The sequence below is a fragment of the Sinosporangium album genome (genome assembly GCF_900100605.1).
Taxonomy (GTDB): domain Bacteria; phylum Actinomycetota; class Actinomycetes; order Streptosporangiales; family Streptosporangiaceae; genus Sinosporangium; species Sinosporangium album.
In genome coordinates this window covers 227,169-242,147 of sequence record NZ_FNCN01000002.1, presented here as the reverse complement: position 1 = coordinate 242,147, position 14,979 = coordinate 227,169, and the positions used below count along the sequence as shown (strand labels likewise).

Annotated in this window: 14 protein-coding genes; 6 read left to right on the top strand and 8 right to left on the bottom strand. The window is 68.4% G+C overall.

Annotated features, from left to right (window positions below):
* Positions 1–53: 53 nt before the first annotated feature.
* The 6 genes from ppdK to BLQ73_RS02770 form a co-directional block, all read right to left on the bottom strand.
* On the bottom strand, positions 54–2,717 hold the full coding sequence (gene ppdK / locus BLQ73_RS02795; protein WP_093167907.1) for a pyruvate, phosphate dikinase: 2,664 nt from the start codon (positions 2,715–2,717) through the stop codon (positions 54–56).
* A 352-nt stretch (positions 2,718–3,069) separates the two neighbouring features.
* Positions 3,070–4,434 (bottom strand): glycine--tRNA ligase, encoded by a 1,365-nt coding sequence (locus BLQ73_RS02790; RefSeq protein ID WP_420819988.1) that lies wholly within the window; start codon positions 4,432–4,434, stop codon positions 3,070–3,072.
* A gap of 95 nt (positions 4,435–4,529) precedes the next feature.
* A complete protein-coding gene (locus BLQ73_RS02785; RefSeq protein WP_093167903.1) occupies positions 4,530–4,838 on the bottom strand; it encodes an antibiotic biosynthesis monooxygenase family protein in 309 nt (102 codons plus the stop codon).
* Between the two features lie 365 nt (positions 4,839–5,203).
* Positions 5,204–6,043 carry a hypothetical protein gene (locus BLQ73_RS02780; RefSeq protein ID WP_143020093.1) on the bottom strand — a complete coding sequence of 280 codons (840 nt, stop codon included), beginning with the start codon at positions 6,041–6,043 and terminating at the stop codon, positions 5,204–5,206.
* Positions 6,044–6,066: 23 nt separating this feature from the next.
* Positions 6,067–6,828 carry a TIGR04255 family protein gene (locus BLQ73_RS02775; protein ID WP_093167899.1) on the bottom strand — a complete coding sequence of 254 codons (762 nt, stop codon included), beginning with the start codon at positions 6,826–6,828 and terminating at the stop codon, positions 6,067–6,069.
* Between the two features lie 218 nt (positions 6,829–7,046).
* Positions 7,047–8,408, bottom strand: a complete 1,362-nt coding sequence (locus tag BLQ73_RS02770) for a BtrH N-terminal domain-containing protein (protein WP_245690764.1) — start codon at positions 8,406–8,408, stop codon at positions 7,047–7,049.
* Positions 8,409–8,804: 396 nt separating this feature from the next.
* Here BLQ73_RS02770 and BLQ73_RS02765 point away from each other — a divergent pair, with 396 nt between their 5' ends.
* From BLQ73_RS02765 to BLQ73_RS02740, 6 genes are all read left to right on the top strand, one after another.
* Entirely contained in the window at positions 8,805–9,272 is a 468-nt protein-coding gene (locus tag BLQ73_RS02765) for a DUF6703 family protein (RefSeq protein ID WP_245690740.1), read from the top strand.
* A 32-nt stretch (positions 9,273–9,304) separates the two neighbouring features.
* On the top strand, positions 9,305–10,288 hold the full coding sequence (locus BLQ73_RS02760) for a metal ABC transporter substrate-binding protein (RefSeq protein WP_093167896.1): 984 nt from the start codon (positions 9,305–9,307) through the stop codon (positions 10,286–10,288).
* Positions 10,285–11,079 carry a metal ABC transporter ATP-binding protein gene (locus BLQ73_RS02755; protein WP_338056587.1) on the top strand — a complete coding sequence of 265 codons (795 nt, stop codon included), beginning with the start codon at positions 10,285–10,287 and terminating at the stop codon, positions 11,077–11,079. Before BLQ73_RS02760 ends, BLQ73_RS02755 begins: the two co-directional genes overlap by 4 nt.
* Positions 11,076–11,909, top strand: a complete 834-nt coding sequence (locus BLQ73_RS02750) for a metal ABC transporter permease (RefSeq protein ID WP_093168173.1) — start codon at positions 11,076–11,078, stop codon at positions 11,907–11,909. The genes BLQ73_RS02755 and BLQ73_RS02750 overlap by 4 nt, the downstream gene beginning before the upstream one ends.
* Positions 11,906–12,289: a Fur family transcriptional regulator gene (locus tag BLQ73_RS02745; protein WP_093167894.1), complete on the top strand. Its 384-nt coding sequence runs from the start codon at positions 11,906–11,908 to the stop codon at positions 12,287–12,289. The genes BLQ73_RS02750 and BLQ73_RS02745 overlap by 4 nt, the downstream gene beginning before the upstream one ends.
* Positions 12,290–12,684: 395 nt before the next feature.
* Complete coding sequence (locus BLQ73_RS02740; protein WP_093167892.1) at positions 12,685–13,233, top strand: CGNR zinc finger domain-containing protein; 549 nt, start codon at positions 12,685–12,687, stop codon at positions 13,231–13,233.
* A gap of 154 nt (positions 13,234–13,387) precedes the next feature.
* On the opposite strand, the gene BLQ73_RS02735 is transcribed toward BLQ73_RS02740, so the two are convergent.
* Together BLQ73_RS02735 and recO are read right to left on the bottom strand one after the other, a co-directional pair.
* Complete coding sequence (locus BLQ73_RS02735; RefSeq protein ID WP_093167890.1) at positions 13,388–14,191, bottom strand: isoprenyl transferase; 804 nt, start codon at positions 14,189–14,191, stop codon at positions 13,388–13,390.
* Positions 14,106–14,903 (bottom strand): DNA repair protein RecO, encoded by a 798-nt coding sequence (gene recO / locus BLQ73_RS02730; protein ID WP_093168171.1) that lies wholly within the window; start codon positions 14,901–14,903, stop codon positions 14,106–14,108. Before recO ends, BLQ73_RS02735 begins: the two co-directional genes overlap by 86 nt.
* Positions 14,904–14,979 lie beyond the last annotated feature (76 nt).

The window sequence follows — 14,979 nt, the reverse complement described above, 5'->3', positions numbered from 1 at the left end:
CAGCGGGGTACGGCATGCGCCTGCCGTACCCTGCTGCCGTGGTCACTCCGGTGTCACCGCGTGTCGGAGCCGTCCGAGGTCAGGGCCGCGCGGCCGGCCTCAAGGCGGGCCACGGGGATGCGGAACGGCGAGCAGGACACGTAGTCGAGCCCGGCCTCGTGGCAGAAGTGGACCGACTCGGGGTCGCCGCCGTGCTCGCCGCAGATGCCGAGCTTGAGGTCGGGCCTGGTCTTCCTGCCCTCCTCCACGGCGATGCGTACGAGGCGGCCGACACCGTCGCGGTCAAGGCTCTCGAACGGCGAAACCCCGAAGATACCGAGGTCCAGGTACTGCGAGAAGAAGGAGGCCTCGACGTCGTCGCGGGAGAAGCCCCACGTCATCTGGGTCAGGTCGTTGGTGCCGAACGAGAAGAACTGCGCGGCCTCGGCGATCTGCCCGGCGGTGAGCGCGGCGCGCGGCACCTCGATCATGGTGCCGATGAGCGCGTCGACCCCGATCTCGGCGAGGATGCCCTCGGCCTCCTCGCGGACGAGCTCCAGCTCCTGCACCGCGCCGACGAGCGGGATCATGATCTCGGCCCGGGCGTCGCCGCCCGCCTCGGCGCGTGCCCGCGCCGCCTCGGCGATGGCACGCACCTGCATGGCGAACAGGCCGGGCACGACCAGCCCGAGCCGCACACCGCGCAGACCGAGCATGGGGTTCTGCTCGTGCAGCCGCTTGACGCACTCCAGCAGAGTGCGGTCCTTGGCGGTGGCGGCGTCGCCGGCCAGGGCGACCTTGACCGACAGTTCGGTCAGGTCGGGCAGGAACTCGTGGAGCGGCGGGTCGATGAGCCGGATCGTGACGGGCAGGCCGTCCATCGCCTCGAAGATCTCGGCGTAGTCGGCGCGCTGCAGCGGTTCGAGCTTGGAGAGCGCGGCCTCGCGCTCCTCGTCGCCGGTCGCCAGGATAAGGTCCTCGACGAGCTGCCTGCGGTCCCCGAGGAACATGTGCTCCGTACGGCACAGCCCGATGCCCTCGGCCCCGAACCTGCGTGCCCTGGCCGCGTCCTCGGCGTTGTCGGCGTTGGCGCGTACGGCGAGGCGGCGGGAGGCGTCGGCGTGGACCATGAGGCGGTGCACGGCCCGTACGAGCTCGTCGTCGAGGTCGCCCTCGCCCTCGAAGTACTCGACCACCGGCGAGGGCACCACGGGCACCTCGCCAAGGTAGACCGCGCCGCTCGACCCGTCGATGGAGATGACGTCGCCCTCTTCGACCACGACGCCGCCGGGGGCGGTGAAGCGGCGCTCCTTGGTGGACACCTCAAGCTCCTCGGCGCCGCAGACACAGGTCTTGCCCATGCCGCGGGCGACGACGGCCGCGTGGGAGGTCTTGCCGCCGCGCGAGGTCAGCACGCCCCTGGCCGCGATCATGCCGCCCAGGTCGTCGGGGTTGGTCTCGCGCCGCACGAGGATGACAGCCTCGCCGCGGGCGGCGAGCTCCTCGGCGCGGTCGGAGGAGAACACCGCGCGCCCGACGGCGGCCCCGGGCGAGGCGTTCATGCCCTTGGTGATGAGCGTGGCGTCGGTGGCCTTGTCGAACCTGGGGAACATGAGCTGGGCGAGCTGGTCGCCGCTGACGCGGGTGACCGCCTCGTCGAGGTTGATGAGGCCCTGGTCGACGAGCTGGGTGGCGATGCGGAAGGCGGCGGCGGCCGTACGCTTGCCGACGCGAGTCTGGAGCATCCAGAGCTTGCCGCGCTCGATGGTGAATTCGATGTCGCAGAGGTCGCGGTAGTGGTTCTCCAGCTTCTCCATGATCTGCATGAGCTCGTCGTAGGACGCCTTGTCGATGCGTTCGAGCTCCTGGAGCGGCATGGTGTTGCGGATGCCGGCGACGACGTCCTCGCCCTGGGCGTTCTGCAGGTAGTCGCCGTAGACGCCCTGCTGGCCGCTGCCGGGGTCCCTGGTGAAGGCGACGCCGGTGCCGGACTCCATGCCGAGGTTGCCGAAGACCATGGCGACGATGTTGACGGCGGTGCCGAGGTCGGCGGGGATGCGCTCCTGGCGCCGGTAGAGCACGGCCCTCGGAGCGTTCCACGAGTGGAAGACGGCGAGTACGGCGAGGCGCATCTGCTCGCGCGGGTCGCTCGGGAACTCCTGCCCGGTCTGCTCGCGCACGATGTCCTTGAAGGTGCCGACGAGGGTGCGGAAGTCGGCGGCGGTGAGGTCGAGGTCGCCCTTGGCGCCGCACTCGGCCTTCAGCTCGTCCAGCGCCTCCTCGAAGTGCTCGCCGTCGATGCCGAGCACGGTCTTGCCGAACATCTGGATGAGGCGGCGGTAGGAGTCCCAGGCGAAGCGGTCGTTGCCGCCGGCCTGCTTGGCGAGACCCTGCACGGATTCGTCGTTGAGGCCGATGTTGAGAACGGTCTCCATCATGCCGGGCATGGAGAACTTGGCGCCGGACCGCACGCTGACGAGCAGCGGGTCGTCGCTCTGGCCAAGGCTGCGCCCCATCGCGTGCTCAAGGTCGCGGAGGTGCTGGTCGATCTCGTCCTCAAGTCCGGATGGGAACGCTCCCGCGGTGAGGTAGTGGCGGCACGCCTCGGTCGTGATCGTGAAGCCGGGAGGGACGGGGAGTCCGAGATTGGTCATCTCGGCGAGGTTGGCTCCCTTGCCTCCGAGCAGGTCCTTGAGATCTCTGTTGCCCTCGGTGAAGCCGTAAACAAATTTGGGCACGACAGCTCCTTCATGACCTCTAACGTGCAATCTGCCTCTCTTGCGGACTCTACAGATAGAAATCGGGAAGAAACGTCACCCTATGGCGCATGCGACATCTGTGCAGGTAGATACCCCAAGACAGGTCTAATCCAATTCAAGATCCGGCAAATTTCCGATCTCCTGTACTGGTATATACCAATTGGTGTAAACCAGTCCTCCAACCCATTTCCGCCATTCCCCGGCGTCCTCGAAACGCGAAAAGGGCCCGCGCCGGGCGTGGCGCGGGCCCCTCCGAAGCCGGGTCCGATCGGAGTCTCCGTCGTTACGGTCGTCCCAGTGTTTCGGTCAGTCTCAGTCGTTTCGGTCAGTCTCAGTCGTTGAGGTGCGACCGGAGGTAGGACTCGACCTGGTCGAGCGAGATCCGCTCCTGAGACATCGTGTCGCGCTCGCGCACCGTCACGGCGTGGTCGGTGAGGGAGTCGAAGTCGATCGTGACGCAGAACGGCGTGCCGATCTCGTCCTGGCGGCGGTAGCGGCGGCCGATCGCCCCCGCGTCGTCGAACTCGACATTCCACCGGCGGCGGAGCTGCGTGGCGAGGTCACGCGCCTTGGGCGACAGGTCGGCGTTGCGCGACAGCGGCAGCACCGCCACCTTGACCGGGGCGAGCCTGTGGTCGAGGCGCATCACCTTGCGGGTCTCCATGACGCCCTTGGCGTTGGGCGCCTCGTCCTCGGCATAGGCGTCGATCATGAAGGTCAGCGTGCATCGATCCACGCCGGCCGCGGGCTCGATGACGTAAGGCACGTAGCGCTCGCCGCTGTCCTGCTCGAAGAAGGACAGGTCCGCACCGGAGTGCTTGGAGTGCGTCGTCAGGTCGAAGTCGGTGCGGTTGGCGATGCCCTCGAGCTCGCCCCACTCCGACCCGGTGAAGTTGAAGCGGTACTCGATGTCGACGGTGCGCTTGCTGTAGTGCGACAGCTTCTCCTGCGGGTGCTCGTAGAGCCGGAGGTTGTCGCGGGTGATGCCCAGATCGACATACCACCCCAGGCGCTGGTCGATCCAGTATTGGTGCCACTCCTCATCCGTGCCGGGCTTGACGAAGAACTCCATCTCCATCTGCTCGAACTCGCGGGTGCGGAAGATGAAGTTGCCCGGAGTGATCTCGTTGCGGAACGACTTGCCGACCTGGCCGATGCCGAACGGGATCTTCCTGCGGGAGGACTGCTGGACGTTGAGATAGTTGATGAAGATGCCCTGCGCGGTCTCGGGCCGCAGGTAGGCGAGGCCCGACTCGTCCTCCACGGGGCCGAGGAAGGTCTTGAGCAGGCCGTTGAACATCTTGGGCTCGGTGAAGACGCCCTTGTTGCCGCAGTTGGGGCAGGTCAGGTCGGCCAGCCCGTGCTCGGGAGCCTTGCCGTGCTTCTCCTCGTATGCCTCGACGAGGTGGTCGGCGCGGTAGCGCTTGTGACACGACTGGCACTCGGTCAGCGGGTCCACGAACTCCTGGACGTGGCCGCTCGCCTCCCACACCTCGCGGGCGAGGATCACACACGAGTCGAGGCCGACGACGTCCTCACGGGCCTGGACGACGGCCTTCCACCACTCCCGCTTGACGTTGTTCTTCAGCTCGACACCGAGGGGCCCGTAGTCCCAGGAAGCCCGCAGCCCTCCGTAGATCTCGCTCGACGGGTAGACAAGACCGCGGCGCTTGGCGAGGCTGACAATGGTCTCCATGACGTCGTTGCGACGTGCCATGTGTGGAACTCCGTCCGGCTGGGTGTCGGCGTTGGTGACAAGAGAGATCGAGTGGGGGCTTCACCTGCTCGATTTCACCCAAGCTTAGGGGACGCACCGTCCCGCTCGCTCCGATAACAGGGCTCGAAGGCGCTCGGCTCGTTGATCATGAGCGTCATGAGTGGATACATCACCAGTCGTGCGGCCGACAGGGCGCGGCGGTAGAACCCCGCCCCCTCCCATTCGGTCACCAGCACCCACAACTCCTCCTCGTCGACCGAACGGGAGAGCTGGCCGGTCAGGAACCCCGGCTGGGCGGCGAACGTGTCCAGGATCTCGCGCGCCTGCCCCGCGAACTCCTCGCTCTGCGGGCCGGGCACGGAATAGCGGATGACTGCGAGCATCCGACCAGCATGGCACCCCCGAGGCCCGCCCCGGACGCCGAGGCCGCCTTCACGACGCGGACGCCGCTCTCCGCCGCACCCCAACCGGCAGGGTCAACCCGCGGGTCCCCCAGCGGCTGTTCTTCGACGCAGAACAACGGCCGACCAGTGTCTCCGCACACGCACAGCGCCCGCACAGCACACACGGCCGAAACCGCGAGCCCGTACGGCTTCCGCCATCGGGGACGGCGGAGCACACCCGTCAGTCCACTTGGAAGACCGGCCTGTCGATCTCACACAGTGAGCCGCGCTGAAAGTAAAGCCGGTCGGCCTCAAGCCAATGCGTGTCGTCGTCTGCGGGGGAAGGGATTCTCATGAGCGGAAGATCAAGCCTTCTCCGCCGACCCTGCGGGCCCACCCACTGAGTCGTAGGGATTCCAAGCGTCCTCGTCGGTATCGCCCTCGAACAGATCGTTGTCCTCTTCCACCGCCAGCGCCACGTTGACCCCGTCAACGACGGGGTCAACATCTGGAACCTGGACGATCGCACGGTGAAGCAGGTCCAGACGACGCCTGGTCATCAACTCAACAGGCGTCACTCCGCCGATGGGTGTGTTCAGCCACACCTTCGCCGCCGGAAGCCCCAGCTTTCGCACCAAGTCGGTTATCAGGGTGTGCAGATAGTTGAGCTGGCCGTGACGGAGGTCGCTGATCGCATGTCCGCTGATCCATCGAGAGTATTGCTCGCGGCTCACGCCAAGCGTCTCTCCCAGGACGCGAGCACCAAGACCTGTGCATTCACGCAACTCTCGGGCGAGCCGGGAGTGGACCTGCTCCACGGGCCGCGTGCTGTCTGAGCGCTCAGACCGAATCTCCTCCGGTTGGGCACCCCCCCGCGAGATCTCCTCGATCTCAAACACATGCCCCACCGAGGCCAGCCGCAAATTCGCGAGCTGCCCCAGAACCCGTGCCCACCTCGTGAGCGCGGCCGTGTCGCCCGCGGGGTGGAGGGTGATGCTCCGCAAGACATCCAGGATGCGCGCCAGGTCTTCAGGGTTGGCCGCCTCAGCACTTCCCCGGACAACGAGGGTGATGTCTTGACCGGCAGGCTCCCCCGTGCCTGTGCCGCTGAGCAGGCCGGTTGAGAACCGCTGCGCGAAACGATCGATGTCGTAGCCGGTGCCCGTCATGAGTGATGCACCGGGGTCGAACGATTCTCCAGACACCGTGCCTCCCAGTCAGTCGGGCCTCAACCGCCGTCACCCGTGGTCAACTGCTTCCGATGTGCTTCTGGAACACACCAGCAAAAGCAGCGATAACCGACGTCGTTCAACCGGTCGAAGTAACTCATGGTATCCGACATGGAGAATCCGACAGGCGCACTGTCGACGGAGTCGATGTCAATGAAAAAACCTACTCGACCATGAGACTGCTCATCGGCAAGCCCATAGCGGAGGAGCAACTGGGCCGTACCGTCCGTGGCCACGACCTGGCTGATCATCGTATCCACGCCCTGCTTCCACGCGGGTTCGGACGCAGGCCCCAGGAGCTCAGGTCTAATGCGATCCGTAAGCATCCCGTTCGCGTCGGATGCAACGTGGTTTACATAGCGAAGCCCGATCCGTTCACGGATGCGCAACTTCGTGATACTGCCCACGGCGGCCAGCGCCGCTTCGAGGCGCTCCCTTAGTACAGTCCACGATGAATATGCGTTCGTCTCCAATGTCACATGTTCAGAGCCCATGACCACTGACCATGATTGCTCTAGGTCGGTGAGGCGGAACTGTGGATGTGTCACTGTCGACACCCCGCCGGCAGAGGTCATGGTGAAAACCTGCTGCTGCTCGGTCAGCATGCGTGGATAGTCGTCGACAAGAACCTCATGGACACGTGCTGCCCCCTGATGCGTGCCAAGAGCGCTCTGACTCTCAAAGCGGACCTGGGCAATGACCTGCCGAAGAGGAGCCCGACGCAAGACCATGACCTCTGCAGCAGGGAGGAAATCAAACATCAGACACTCTCCAAAGAGGACTCACATCACAGGCTACATCACACTACCGAGGTCCCACCCAGGACCAGCGGGCAGGATCGGCAAAGACGTACCTCGAGATTCACATGAGGAGTGCTCGCCTCAATCGGATGCCGCTCCACGAGCGAGTATCCGTCTCAGGGCATCGATCAGCCCTTACGGCTCCTACCACCGTAAGGGCCGTCTTGGAGGTGGAGGCGTCAGTCGGCCAGGGCCGTACGGAGGGCCGCCACGGCGGCGGTCTCGGCCTCGTGGATCGCGGCCAGCCCCCTGCCGAGCGCAGCGCAGTGCTCCTCTTGGTCGAACGGCGGCGGCGCGGCGTCGGCGGCGCCGCGCAGCCGCCACAGCTCCGCCGCGGCGTCCAGGTCGATGGCGCCCTCGGTGAGTACGGCAAGGCGCACCGAAGCGGTCAACTCGCGCATGCGCGCGTAGTCCGGTATGTCCGCCGGGAAGGCGGCGTCGGCGAGCTCGCCCCACATATCGTGAATCTCACGGAAACCCGCTGCCAACCGCTCCAGCCTGGGCCGATCGAGCAGCGCCGCCGCCTCGGCAAGGCCGTCGGCGAACAGGTCGCGCAGGTCGCCGCCGTCCATGCCGTCGGGCCCCGCGGCCTCCCAGATCGACAGCAGCGCCCCCGCGAGCCCCCGGCCTCCCGCGAAGACCTTCGGCCAGCCCTTGGCGTTCCGCCGGTCGCCCGTCATCCTCGCCCACTTGCGCCAGGCGGGCAGGGCGAACGAGTCCGAGGACCCCGACAGGTGCTCCGCGCAGTCCCGCAACCCGTCGAGCACGGCGGCGGCCAGGCGTTCCTCCCCGATGGGGACGGGTTCGAGAACATGCGAGATGTTCTTGTAGGAGCCGACGCGGGCGCGGGCCGCGTCCATCCGCTCCTGCGGCACGTGGACGGGCACAAGACCCCGGTCGTCGACGAACACCCCGCTCGCGTCGCGCCGGTAGGCGACGACCGGATGCCCGCCGTGGCCGTCGAGATGCGCGGGAAGGCCCCAATATCCGATCTGGTAGCGGTCGGGCAGCACCACGCACGGGTGCCCGCCGTCCAGCTCGGCCGCGAGCACCGCCGCCGCCGACTTCGCCCCTCCGGTGCGGTGGGTGCGGCTCGGGACGCCGAGCCTGCCCAGCGCCTTGTCGAGGAACGAGTCGTGATACTGCCATCGGTTGCGGAAGCCGAGGACCAGATGCCGGCTGTCGTGCTCTTTGAACTCCCACAGGATGTAACCCGCCCCAATGCCCCCGCCCGCCAGGAACACGGCCGCCTCACTCACCTGAACCCCCGCGTTCACCAGGACCGAGGTGACCGAGGCGCTGTGGGAGTGGCGCCCGCCCAGGAAGCGCCAGCCGTGGTCGGCGAGGAGCTCGGCCGCAGAACCGCGGGCGGTCCCGGCCGTCTCGGAGACCGTCTCGGAGACCGTCTCGGAGGGCTCGGGGCGCGGGTCGTGGAGGGCCTCGGGATGCCGGACGAAATGCCGGAGGGCCACGGTGTAGCTCTCACCGGTCTTCGCCATGCGCTGCCTGACGCGGGCCTTGAACTGCTTTCTGCTGGTCATCACGGTGTGCTCCATCGCGGCGCGCACGGGGCAGCGGCCCACGCCCGCGGATCCGGCCGCCGCTCAATGGTCTTTCGCGCGTGACCCAACCGCGCTCTCAAGGCACATGTGTCCCCTTTGCCGTCCTGGACGGCGGGCAGCGTGGGTGCCCGCTGAAGACGGTTCGGCGCGAGAGCTCGCCACGGCCAAGTGTAGGTACGGCACCCGCCCCGCGCCACCAGCCCCCGCGCCATCAGCCCCCGCGCCACCCGCCGCGCGCACCCTGCCGCGCGCCACCTGCCGCGCGCGACCGCGTCCCCTGCCCCCGCGGGCGTGCCCGGCTTCGCCGTACGGGCCGACTCCCGCGGGCCCCGCGTCCTCGTGGCCGATCGGCCTTCGCGCGGCTAGGCTCAGCCCGTGGCCAGCAACGCGAAGCCAGGTGACAGCGGCGGAGCCGGTCGGCACCCGATGGCCAGGCGGCCGTCGGGCCGGCCGGGAGGGCGAGGGCGACCGGGCGCGGGCGGGCCCCGCCCGCGGCAGCGCCCCCTGCCCCGAGGCGAGCACTTCTTCACGCCGGGGGCCACCGGCCTTCGCGCGGCCGTCGAGAGACGGAGCGCCGCCCCTCTGGTCTTCCTGTTCCAGCTTCCCCGCTGGATCCTGCCCGTGGCCCTGGTCGCGCTCCTCCTGGTCGGCTTCGCCGTACCGTCCTTGTGGGGCGGCCTGGCGGTCCTTCCGGTGCTCTTGTTCGTGGGGTGGCTGGCCTATCTGTCCTGGCCGTCGCTGCGCCTCTGGGGAAGATTGATGAGGGTCGTGCTGTTGACGTTCCTGGTTCTGGTGGTCGCTGACCGTTTTGTTGCCTTTACCAGACTCCTTGGATGGTTTTGACAACCATTTTCAATCTGCCCATACTTAACTGTATGAAGTTCCACCCTCTCCGCACAGCCGGCCTGGTGACCGGTGCCGCACTGCTGACCGTCACCGGCGCCGCCTGCGGCGCGGGTTCGACCGGCAACGCCGCGAGCGGCGGCAAGCCGGAAATCCTCGCGGCCTTCTATCCGCTTCAGTGGCTGACCGAGCGGGTCGGCGGCACGGCCGCCCAGGTCACGGGGCTCACGAACCCCGGCGTCGAACCCCACGACGTGGAGCTGACACCGAAGCAGATCGCCGCGCTCACCGAGGCCAGGCTCACGGTCTACGTCAAGGGCATCCAGCCCGCCGTGGACGAGGCGGTGGAGCAGCACGCGAACGGCCGGGGGTTCGACGCGACCACCGCCGTCACCACGCTCCCGGCGACCTCCGGCGAGGTGGAGCCGCACGGGGACGACGCCCACCCCGAGGAAGGGCACTCCGAAGGCGACGGGCACGACCACTCCGCGGACGGCGAGCAGGGCCACGACCCGCACATCTGGCTCGACCCCAGCCGCCTCGCCACGGTCGCGGTCAAACTCGGCGACAAGCTCGCCGAGGTCGACCCTGCGGGCGCGCAGGGCTACCGCGAGCGGGCCGGCGCGGCCGCCAAGGAGCTGACCACACTGGACCAGGAGTTCACCAAGGGCCTCGCCACCTGCGGCAAGCGCACCATCGTCACCGCGCACGCGGCCTTCGCCTACCTCGCCGACCGCTACAAGTTCGAGCAGGTCGGCATCAGCGGCATCGACCCGGACTCCGAGCCCTCCCCCGCCCGCCTCGCCCAGGTGGCCGAGGTCGCCAAGCGCGAGAAGATCAACACCATCTTCACCGAGGCCCTCGTCAGCCCCAAGGTCGCCGACGTGCTCGCCCGCGAGGTCGGCGCCAAGACGGGCGTGCTCGATCCCGTGGAGAGCAAACCCGCTTCGGGCGACTATCTTTCAGCGATGCGGCAGAACCTCGCCGCTCTCCGCACCGCCATGGAGTGCACATGAAGTCTGAGACCGCGTTCGCGATGACCGGCGGCCACGTCGTCCTCGACGGGCGGCCGGTTCTGCGCGGCGTGGACGTGACGATCGCTCAGGGCGAGGTCGTCGCGATTCTCGGCACCAACGGATCGGGCAAGTCCACGCTCATCCGTGCGCTCCTCGGCCTGCTTCCCCTGTCCGCCGGCAGCACGCTGATCTACGGCGCGCCGCCGTCCCGGTTCCGCGAGTGGTGGCGCGTCGGATACGTGCCGCAGCGGCTCCAGGTCGGAGGCGGCGTGCCCGCCACGGTCAAGGAGGTCGTGTCGTCGGGGCGGGTGGCGCGCAGGCGGCGGCTGAGCCGCACGAGCTCGGCCGACCGGGTGGCGATCGACGCCGCCCTTTCGGCCGTCGGGATGAGCCACCGGGCGGGCGACCCCGTGAGCACCCTGTCGGGCGGGCAGCAGCAGCGGGTGCTCATCGCGCGGGCCCTCGCGGGCGAACCCGACCTGTTCGTCATGGACGAGCCCACCGCCGGCGTCGACGCCGAAAGCCAGCACGCCCTCGCCGGCACGCTCGCCGCGCAGGCGGCCCTGGGCAAGACGATCGTACTGGTGACCCACGAACTCGGCGCGGTGGAGTCGATCATCACCCGCAGCATCGTCGTCAAGAACGGCGTCATCGTCCACGACGGCGACTTGAGCGTACGGCCGGGCGGACGCCACGAATACGCGGGGGCCGACCTCGACAGGTCCGGCCTCGACCACGCCGGGCTCGGCGGCATCGGCCTCGGCACCGGCCCCCTCGGAACAGGGACCTGATGGAGCTCCTCAACTACGACTTCATGCAGCGGGCCATGATCGCCGCGCTGCTCGTCGGCCTGACCGCCCCCGCGGTCGGCACGTTCATCGTTCAGCGCCGACTGGCGCTGCTCGGCGACGGCATCGGCCATGTCGCCCTCACCGGCGTCGCGCTCGGCTTCCTCACCGGCACCACCCCCGTGGTCACCGCGGTGATCGTGTCGGTGCTCGGCGCGGTGGCCATCGAACTCGTCAGGGCCAGGGGGCGCACCAGCGGCGACGTCGCCCTCGCGCTGCTGTTCTACGGCGGCATCGCCGGCGGCGTCATGCTCATCGGCCTGTCGCCCGGCGGAAGCAACGCCACCCTCATGTCCGCGCTGTTCGGTTCGATCAGCAGCGTGACGGAGGAGGATGTGTGGATCACGGCGGCGCTGGCGGTCGCCGTTCTCGGCGTGGTCGTCTACTTCGGCCGCGAGCTCTTCCTGCTCTGCCAGGACGAGGACGTCGCGCGCACCAGCGGGCTGCCCGTGCGGTTCCTCAGCCTGCTGATCGCCGTCACCGCGGCGGTGACCGTGGTGATCGCCATGCGCGTGGTCGGTCTGCTGATGGTGAGCGCCTTGATGGTGGTGCCGGTGGCCACGAGCCAGCAGCTTTCCCGCAGTTTTCTCGCCACCATGCTGCTCGCCATGGGGTTCGGCGTGGTCGCCACCGTGGGCGGCCTGAGTTCGGCGTTCTACGCGGGGGTCGCGCCCGGGGCCACGATCGTCCTTCTGTCCCTCGCCGGGTTCGTGTTGGCCCTCGGGATCGGTAGATTCGTACGGCGAAGCCGAGCCCAGGAGTCCACCCCATGAGCAACCGCCGTGAGGCCGTCTACGACATCCTCCGCCACAGCGGAAGTTTCCGCAGCGCCCAGGATATTTACGCTGAGATGCGGGCGGAGGGCGCGAAGATCGGCTTGACCACCGTTTACCGTGCCCTGCAGGCACTCGCCGACGCCGGGCATGTCGACGTGCTGCGCACCGACGAAGGCGAGGCCGCCTACCGCGCCTGCGCGAGCAGCCAGCACCACCACCACCTCGTCTGCCGCCGTTGCGGCCGCACCATCGAGGTCGCCGGTCCCACCGTCGAACGCTGGGCCGAGGCCGTCGGCGCCGAGCACGGGTTCACCGACATCACGCACACCGTCGAGGTCTTCGGCACCTGCCCCGCCTGCGCGGCCACGTCCCGCTGAGCCCGGCGCGAGCCGTACGCCGGGCCGGGCGCCGCTGCCGCGGCCCCCGGCCCGCCGCCGGTGGCGGCGGCCGTGTAATGCCGGACGAGCTGATCCAGTCCGAAGCACGCCGCGGCGCCCCAGGCGGCCACTAGACTCCTAAAGCGGCATCGGCGTCGGCCTTCGCCGCTCAGGCCACGCCACTTGCAGCATCGGCCCCAGCGCGCATCCGCGTCGGAACGACGCGGATGTGTCCGGGGCCTCCTCCGCTTGGCGGACCGGCGGCGCCGAGGTCGCGATGACCGGCGTCCCCGCCTCGGAGACCGGCACGGTGCACAACGATCACGGGACCCACCGGGACACCCGTGGGAAGATACGCGTCCGAATGCTCAAACCAGGTCGCATCAGGAGGCAACATGCCATTCGGTCATGACATGGTGCACTCGCTCGGCACCGTCGTGGATCTGCTCAACACCTCCGCGGAAAGCGGCGGTGAGGAGACCCTGCGCGACCTGACCGACCTCGCCGAGTTCATACGGCACCGCCAGATCAGCGGCATCGACCACCTGGACACCGACGAACTCCGCCAGATCCGCACCTTGCGCGATGACTTCCACCAGATCCTCACGGCCCCCGACCAGCCCACCGCCGTCGTGCTTCTCAACGCGCTGCTGAGCGAGACCCGCATCACCCCGAGACTCACCGAGCACGACGGGCACCCACTCCACGTCCACTACTTCGCCCCCGGCAGCTCCCTCGCCGAGCACCTGGCCGCCGACTGCGGCGTCGCCCTCGCCCAACTCCTCATCACCGGCGAACGCGAACGCCTCCGCACCTGCTCCGCGCCCGGCTGCTCCCGCGTCTTCTTCGACGAGTCCCGCAACCGCTCCCGCGTCTACTGCGACAGCCGTACATGCGGCAACCGCATGCACGTCGCCGCCTACCGCGCCCGCCGCCGCGCCTGACCCCTCAGGCCCTCCGGGCTCACATCGCGGGCTTGCGCCGGCGGTGGCTCCGGGCCCACAGCAGCCCCGCCCCCGCGACGGTGACAAGTGCCGCGACGGCGAGGGCCAGTGCCGTGGGCGAATGGGTGTACGGCACCGCCCCGTGGGGCCGGCGTCAGACCTTGAGCTCATTCGGGATGGCTCCGCCGTACCGCCTGTCGCGTTTGGCGTAGAGCTCGCAGGCCTCCCAGAAGTCGCGCCTGTCGAAGTCCGGCCAGAGGCGGTCGAGGAAGACCATCTCTGCATAGGCCGACTGCCACAGGAGGAAGTTCGAGATGCGCTGCTCGCCGGAGGAGCGGACGAAGAGGTCGACGTCGGGGATCTCGGGCTCGTCTAGGTAGCGGGAGAAGAGCTTTTCGTTGACCTTGCCGGGCTTCACGCGCCCCGCGGCGATGTCGTCGGCGAGTTTGAGGGCGGCGTCGACGATCTCCGAACGTCCGCCGTAGTTGACGCAGAACTGGAGGGTCAGCCCCCGGTTGTGCTTGGTCATCTCCTCGGCGTCTTGGAGCTCGGAGATGACGCTCTTCCACAGCCGTCCCGGCCGCCCTGCCCAGCGGACCCGCACTCCCATGGCGTGCAGCTCGTCGCGGCGGCGCCGGATGACGTCGCGGTTGAATCCCATGAGGAAGCGCACTTCGTCAGGCGAGCGCTTCCAGTTCTCGGTGGAGAACGCGTAGGCGGAGAGGTACGGCACGCCGAGCTCGATGGCGCCCTCTATGACATCGAAGAGCGAAGACTCGCCCATCTTGTGGCCTTCGACACGCGGCAGGCCGCGGGACTTGGCCCACCTGCCGTTGCCGTCCATCACGATCGCCACGTGGCGCGGAATCAGATCACGCGGGATGGGGGGCGGTGTCGCTCCCGACGGATGCGGTGACGGGGGACGGACGTTCACCTTGAACCTGCTCCCTTTCGACATGTTTGAGGGACCGGATGCCGTGCTCCAGGTGCCACTGGAGGTAGGCGGCCACAAGGCCGCTGCACTCGGAACGGTGACGTGACTCCGAAGCGTCGGCCGTCGGCCAGTCGCCGCGCATGAGCGCGGTCATCAGTGCGATGGTCTCACCCGCTGGGACCGCGGCGCCCGGCGGCCGACAGGCCCCGCAGACCACGCCGCCCTCCACGATCGCGAACGCGCGTACGGCAGGAGCCCGACATTTAGCGCACGCCTCCAAGGCCGGGGCGTAGCCCGCGACGGCGAGAGAGCGCAGGAAGTAGGCGTCGAGCACAAGGCGTGCCTCGTGGCCCCTCTCCACGAGCGTGCGGAGGCCCCCGACCAGCAGCAGGAACTGCCGCAGCGCGGGCTCCTTCTCCGCGACCGTGAGCCGGTCGGCGGTCTCCAGCATGGCGCTGCCCGCGGTGTAGCGGGGGTAGTCGGCGACGAGGCTCTCGCCGTACGGCCTGATGGTCTCGGCCTGCGTGATCACATCGAGGGTGCGACCGGTGTGGAACTGCACGTCGACGTGGGTGAAGGGTTCGAGCCTCGCGCCGAACTTGGAGGTCGTGCGACGCACCCCTTTCGCCACCCCGCGCACCTTGCCAGTGCGTTTGGTGAGGATGGTGATGATGCGATCGGCCTCACCCAGCTTGTGGGTGCGAAGGACGATGCCCTCGTCCCGGTACAGACTCACTCGACCATTTTAGGGATGCTGGTCGCAGAAGAATCACAGGTAAAGCCGCAGTGCTCTTGCTTGACCGTAAGCTCAT

Coding starts and splice junctions, on each gene's coding strand:
- BLQ73_RS02790 (WP_420819988.1), bottom strand. CDS start 4,434: ATGGAGACCATTGTCAGCCTCGCCAAGCGCCGCGGTCTTGTCTACCCG.
- BLQ73_RS02785 (WP_093167903.1), bottom strand. CDS start 4,838: ATGCTCGCAGTCATCCGCTATTCCGTGCCCGGCCCGCAGAGCGAGGAG.
- BLQ73_RS02755 (WP_338056587.1), top strand. CDS start 10,285: ATGAAGTCTGAGACCGCGTTCGCGATGACCGGCGGCCACGTCGTCCTC.
- BLQ73_RS02775 (WP_093167899.1), bottom strand. CDS start 6,828: ATGTTTGATTTCCTCCCTGCTGCAGAGGTCATGGTCTTGCGTCGGGCT.
- BLQ73_RS02740 (WP_093167892.1), top strand. CDS start 12,685: ATGCCATTCGGTCATGACATGGTGCACTCGCTCGGCACCGTCGTGGAT.
- BLQ73_RS02770 (WP_245690764.1), bottom strand. CDS start 8,408: ATGACCAGCAGAAAGCAGTTCAAGGCCCGCGTCAGGCAGCGCATGGCG.
- BLQ73_RS02735 (WP_093167890.1), bottom strand. CDS start 14,191: ATGTCGAAAGGGAGCAGGTTCAAGGTGAACGTCCGTCCCCCGTCACCG.
- BLQ73_RS02745 (WP_093167894.1), top strand. CDS start 11,906: ATGAGCAACCGCCGTGAGGCCGTCTACGACATCCTCCGCCACAGCGGA.
- BLQ73_RS02760 (WP_093167896.1), top strand. CDS start 9,305: ATGAAGTTCCACCCTCTCCGCACAGCCGGCCTGGTGACCGGTGCCGCA.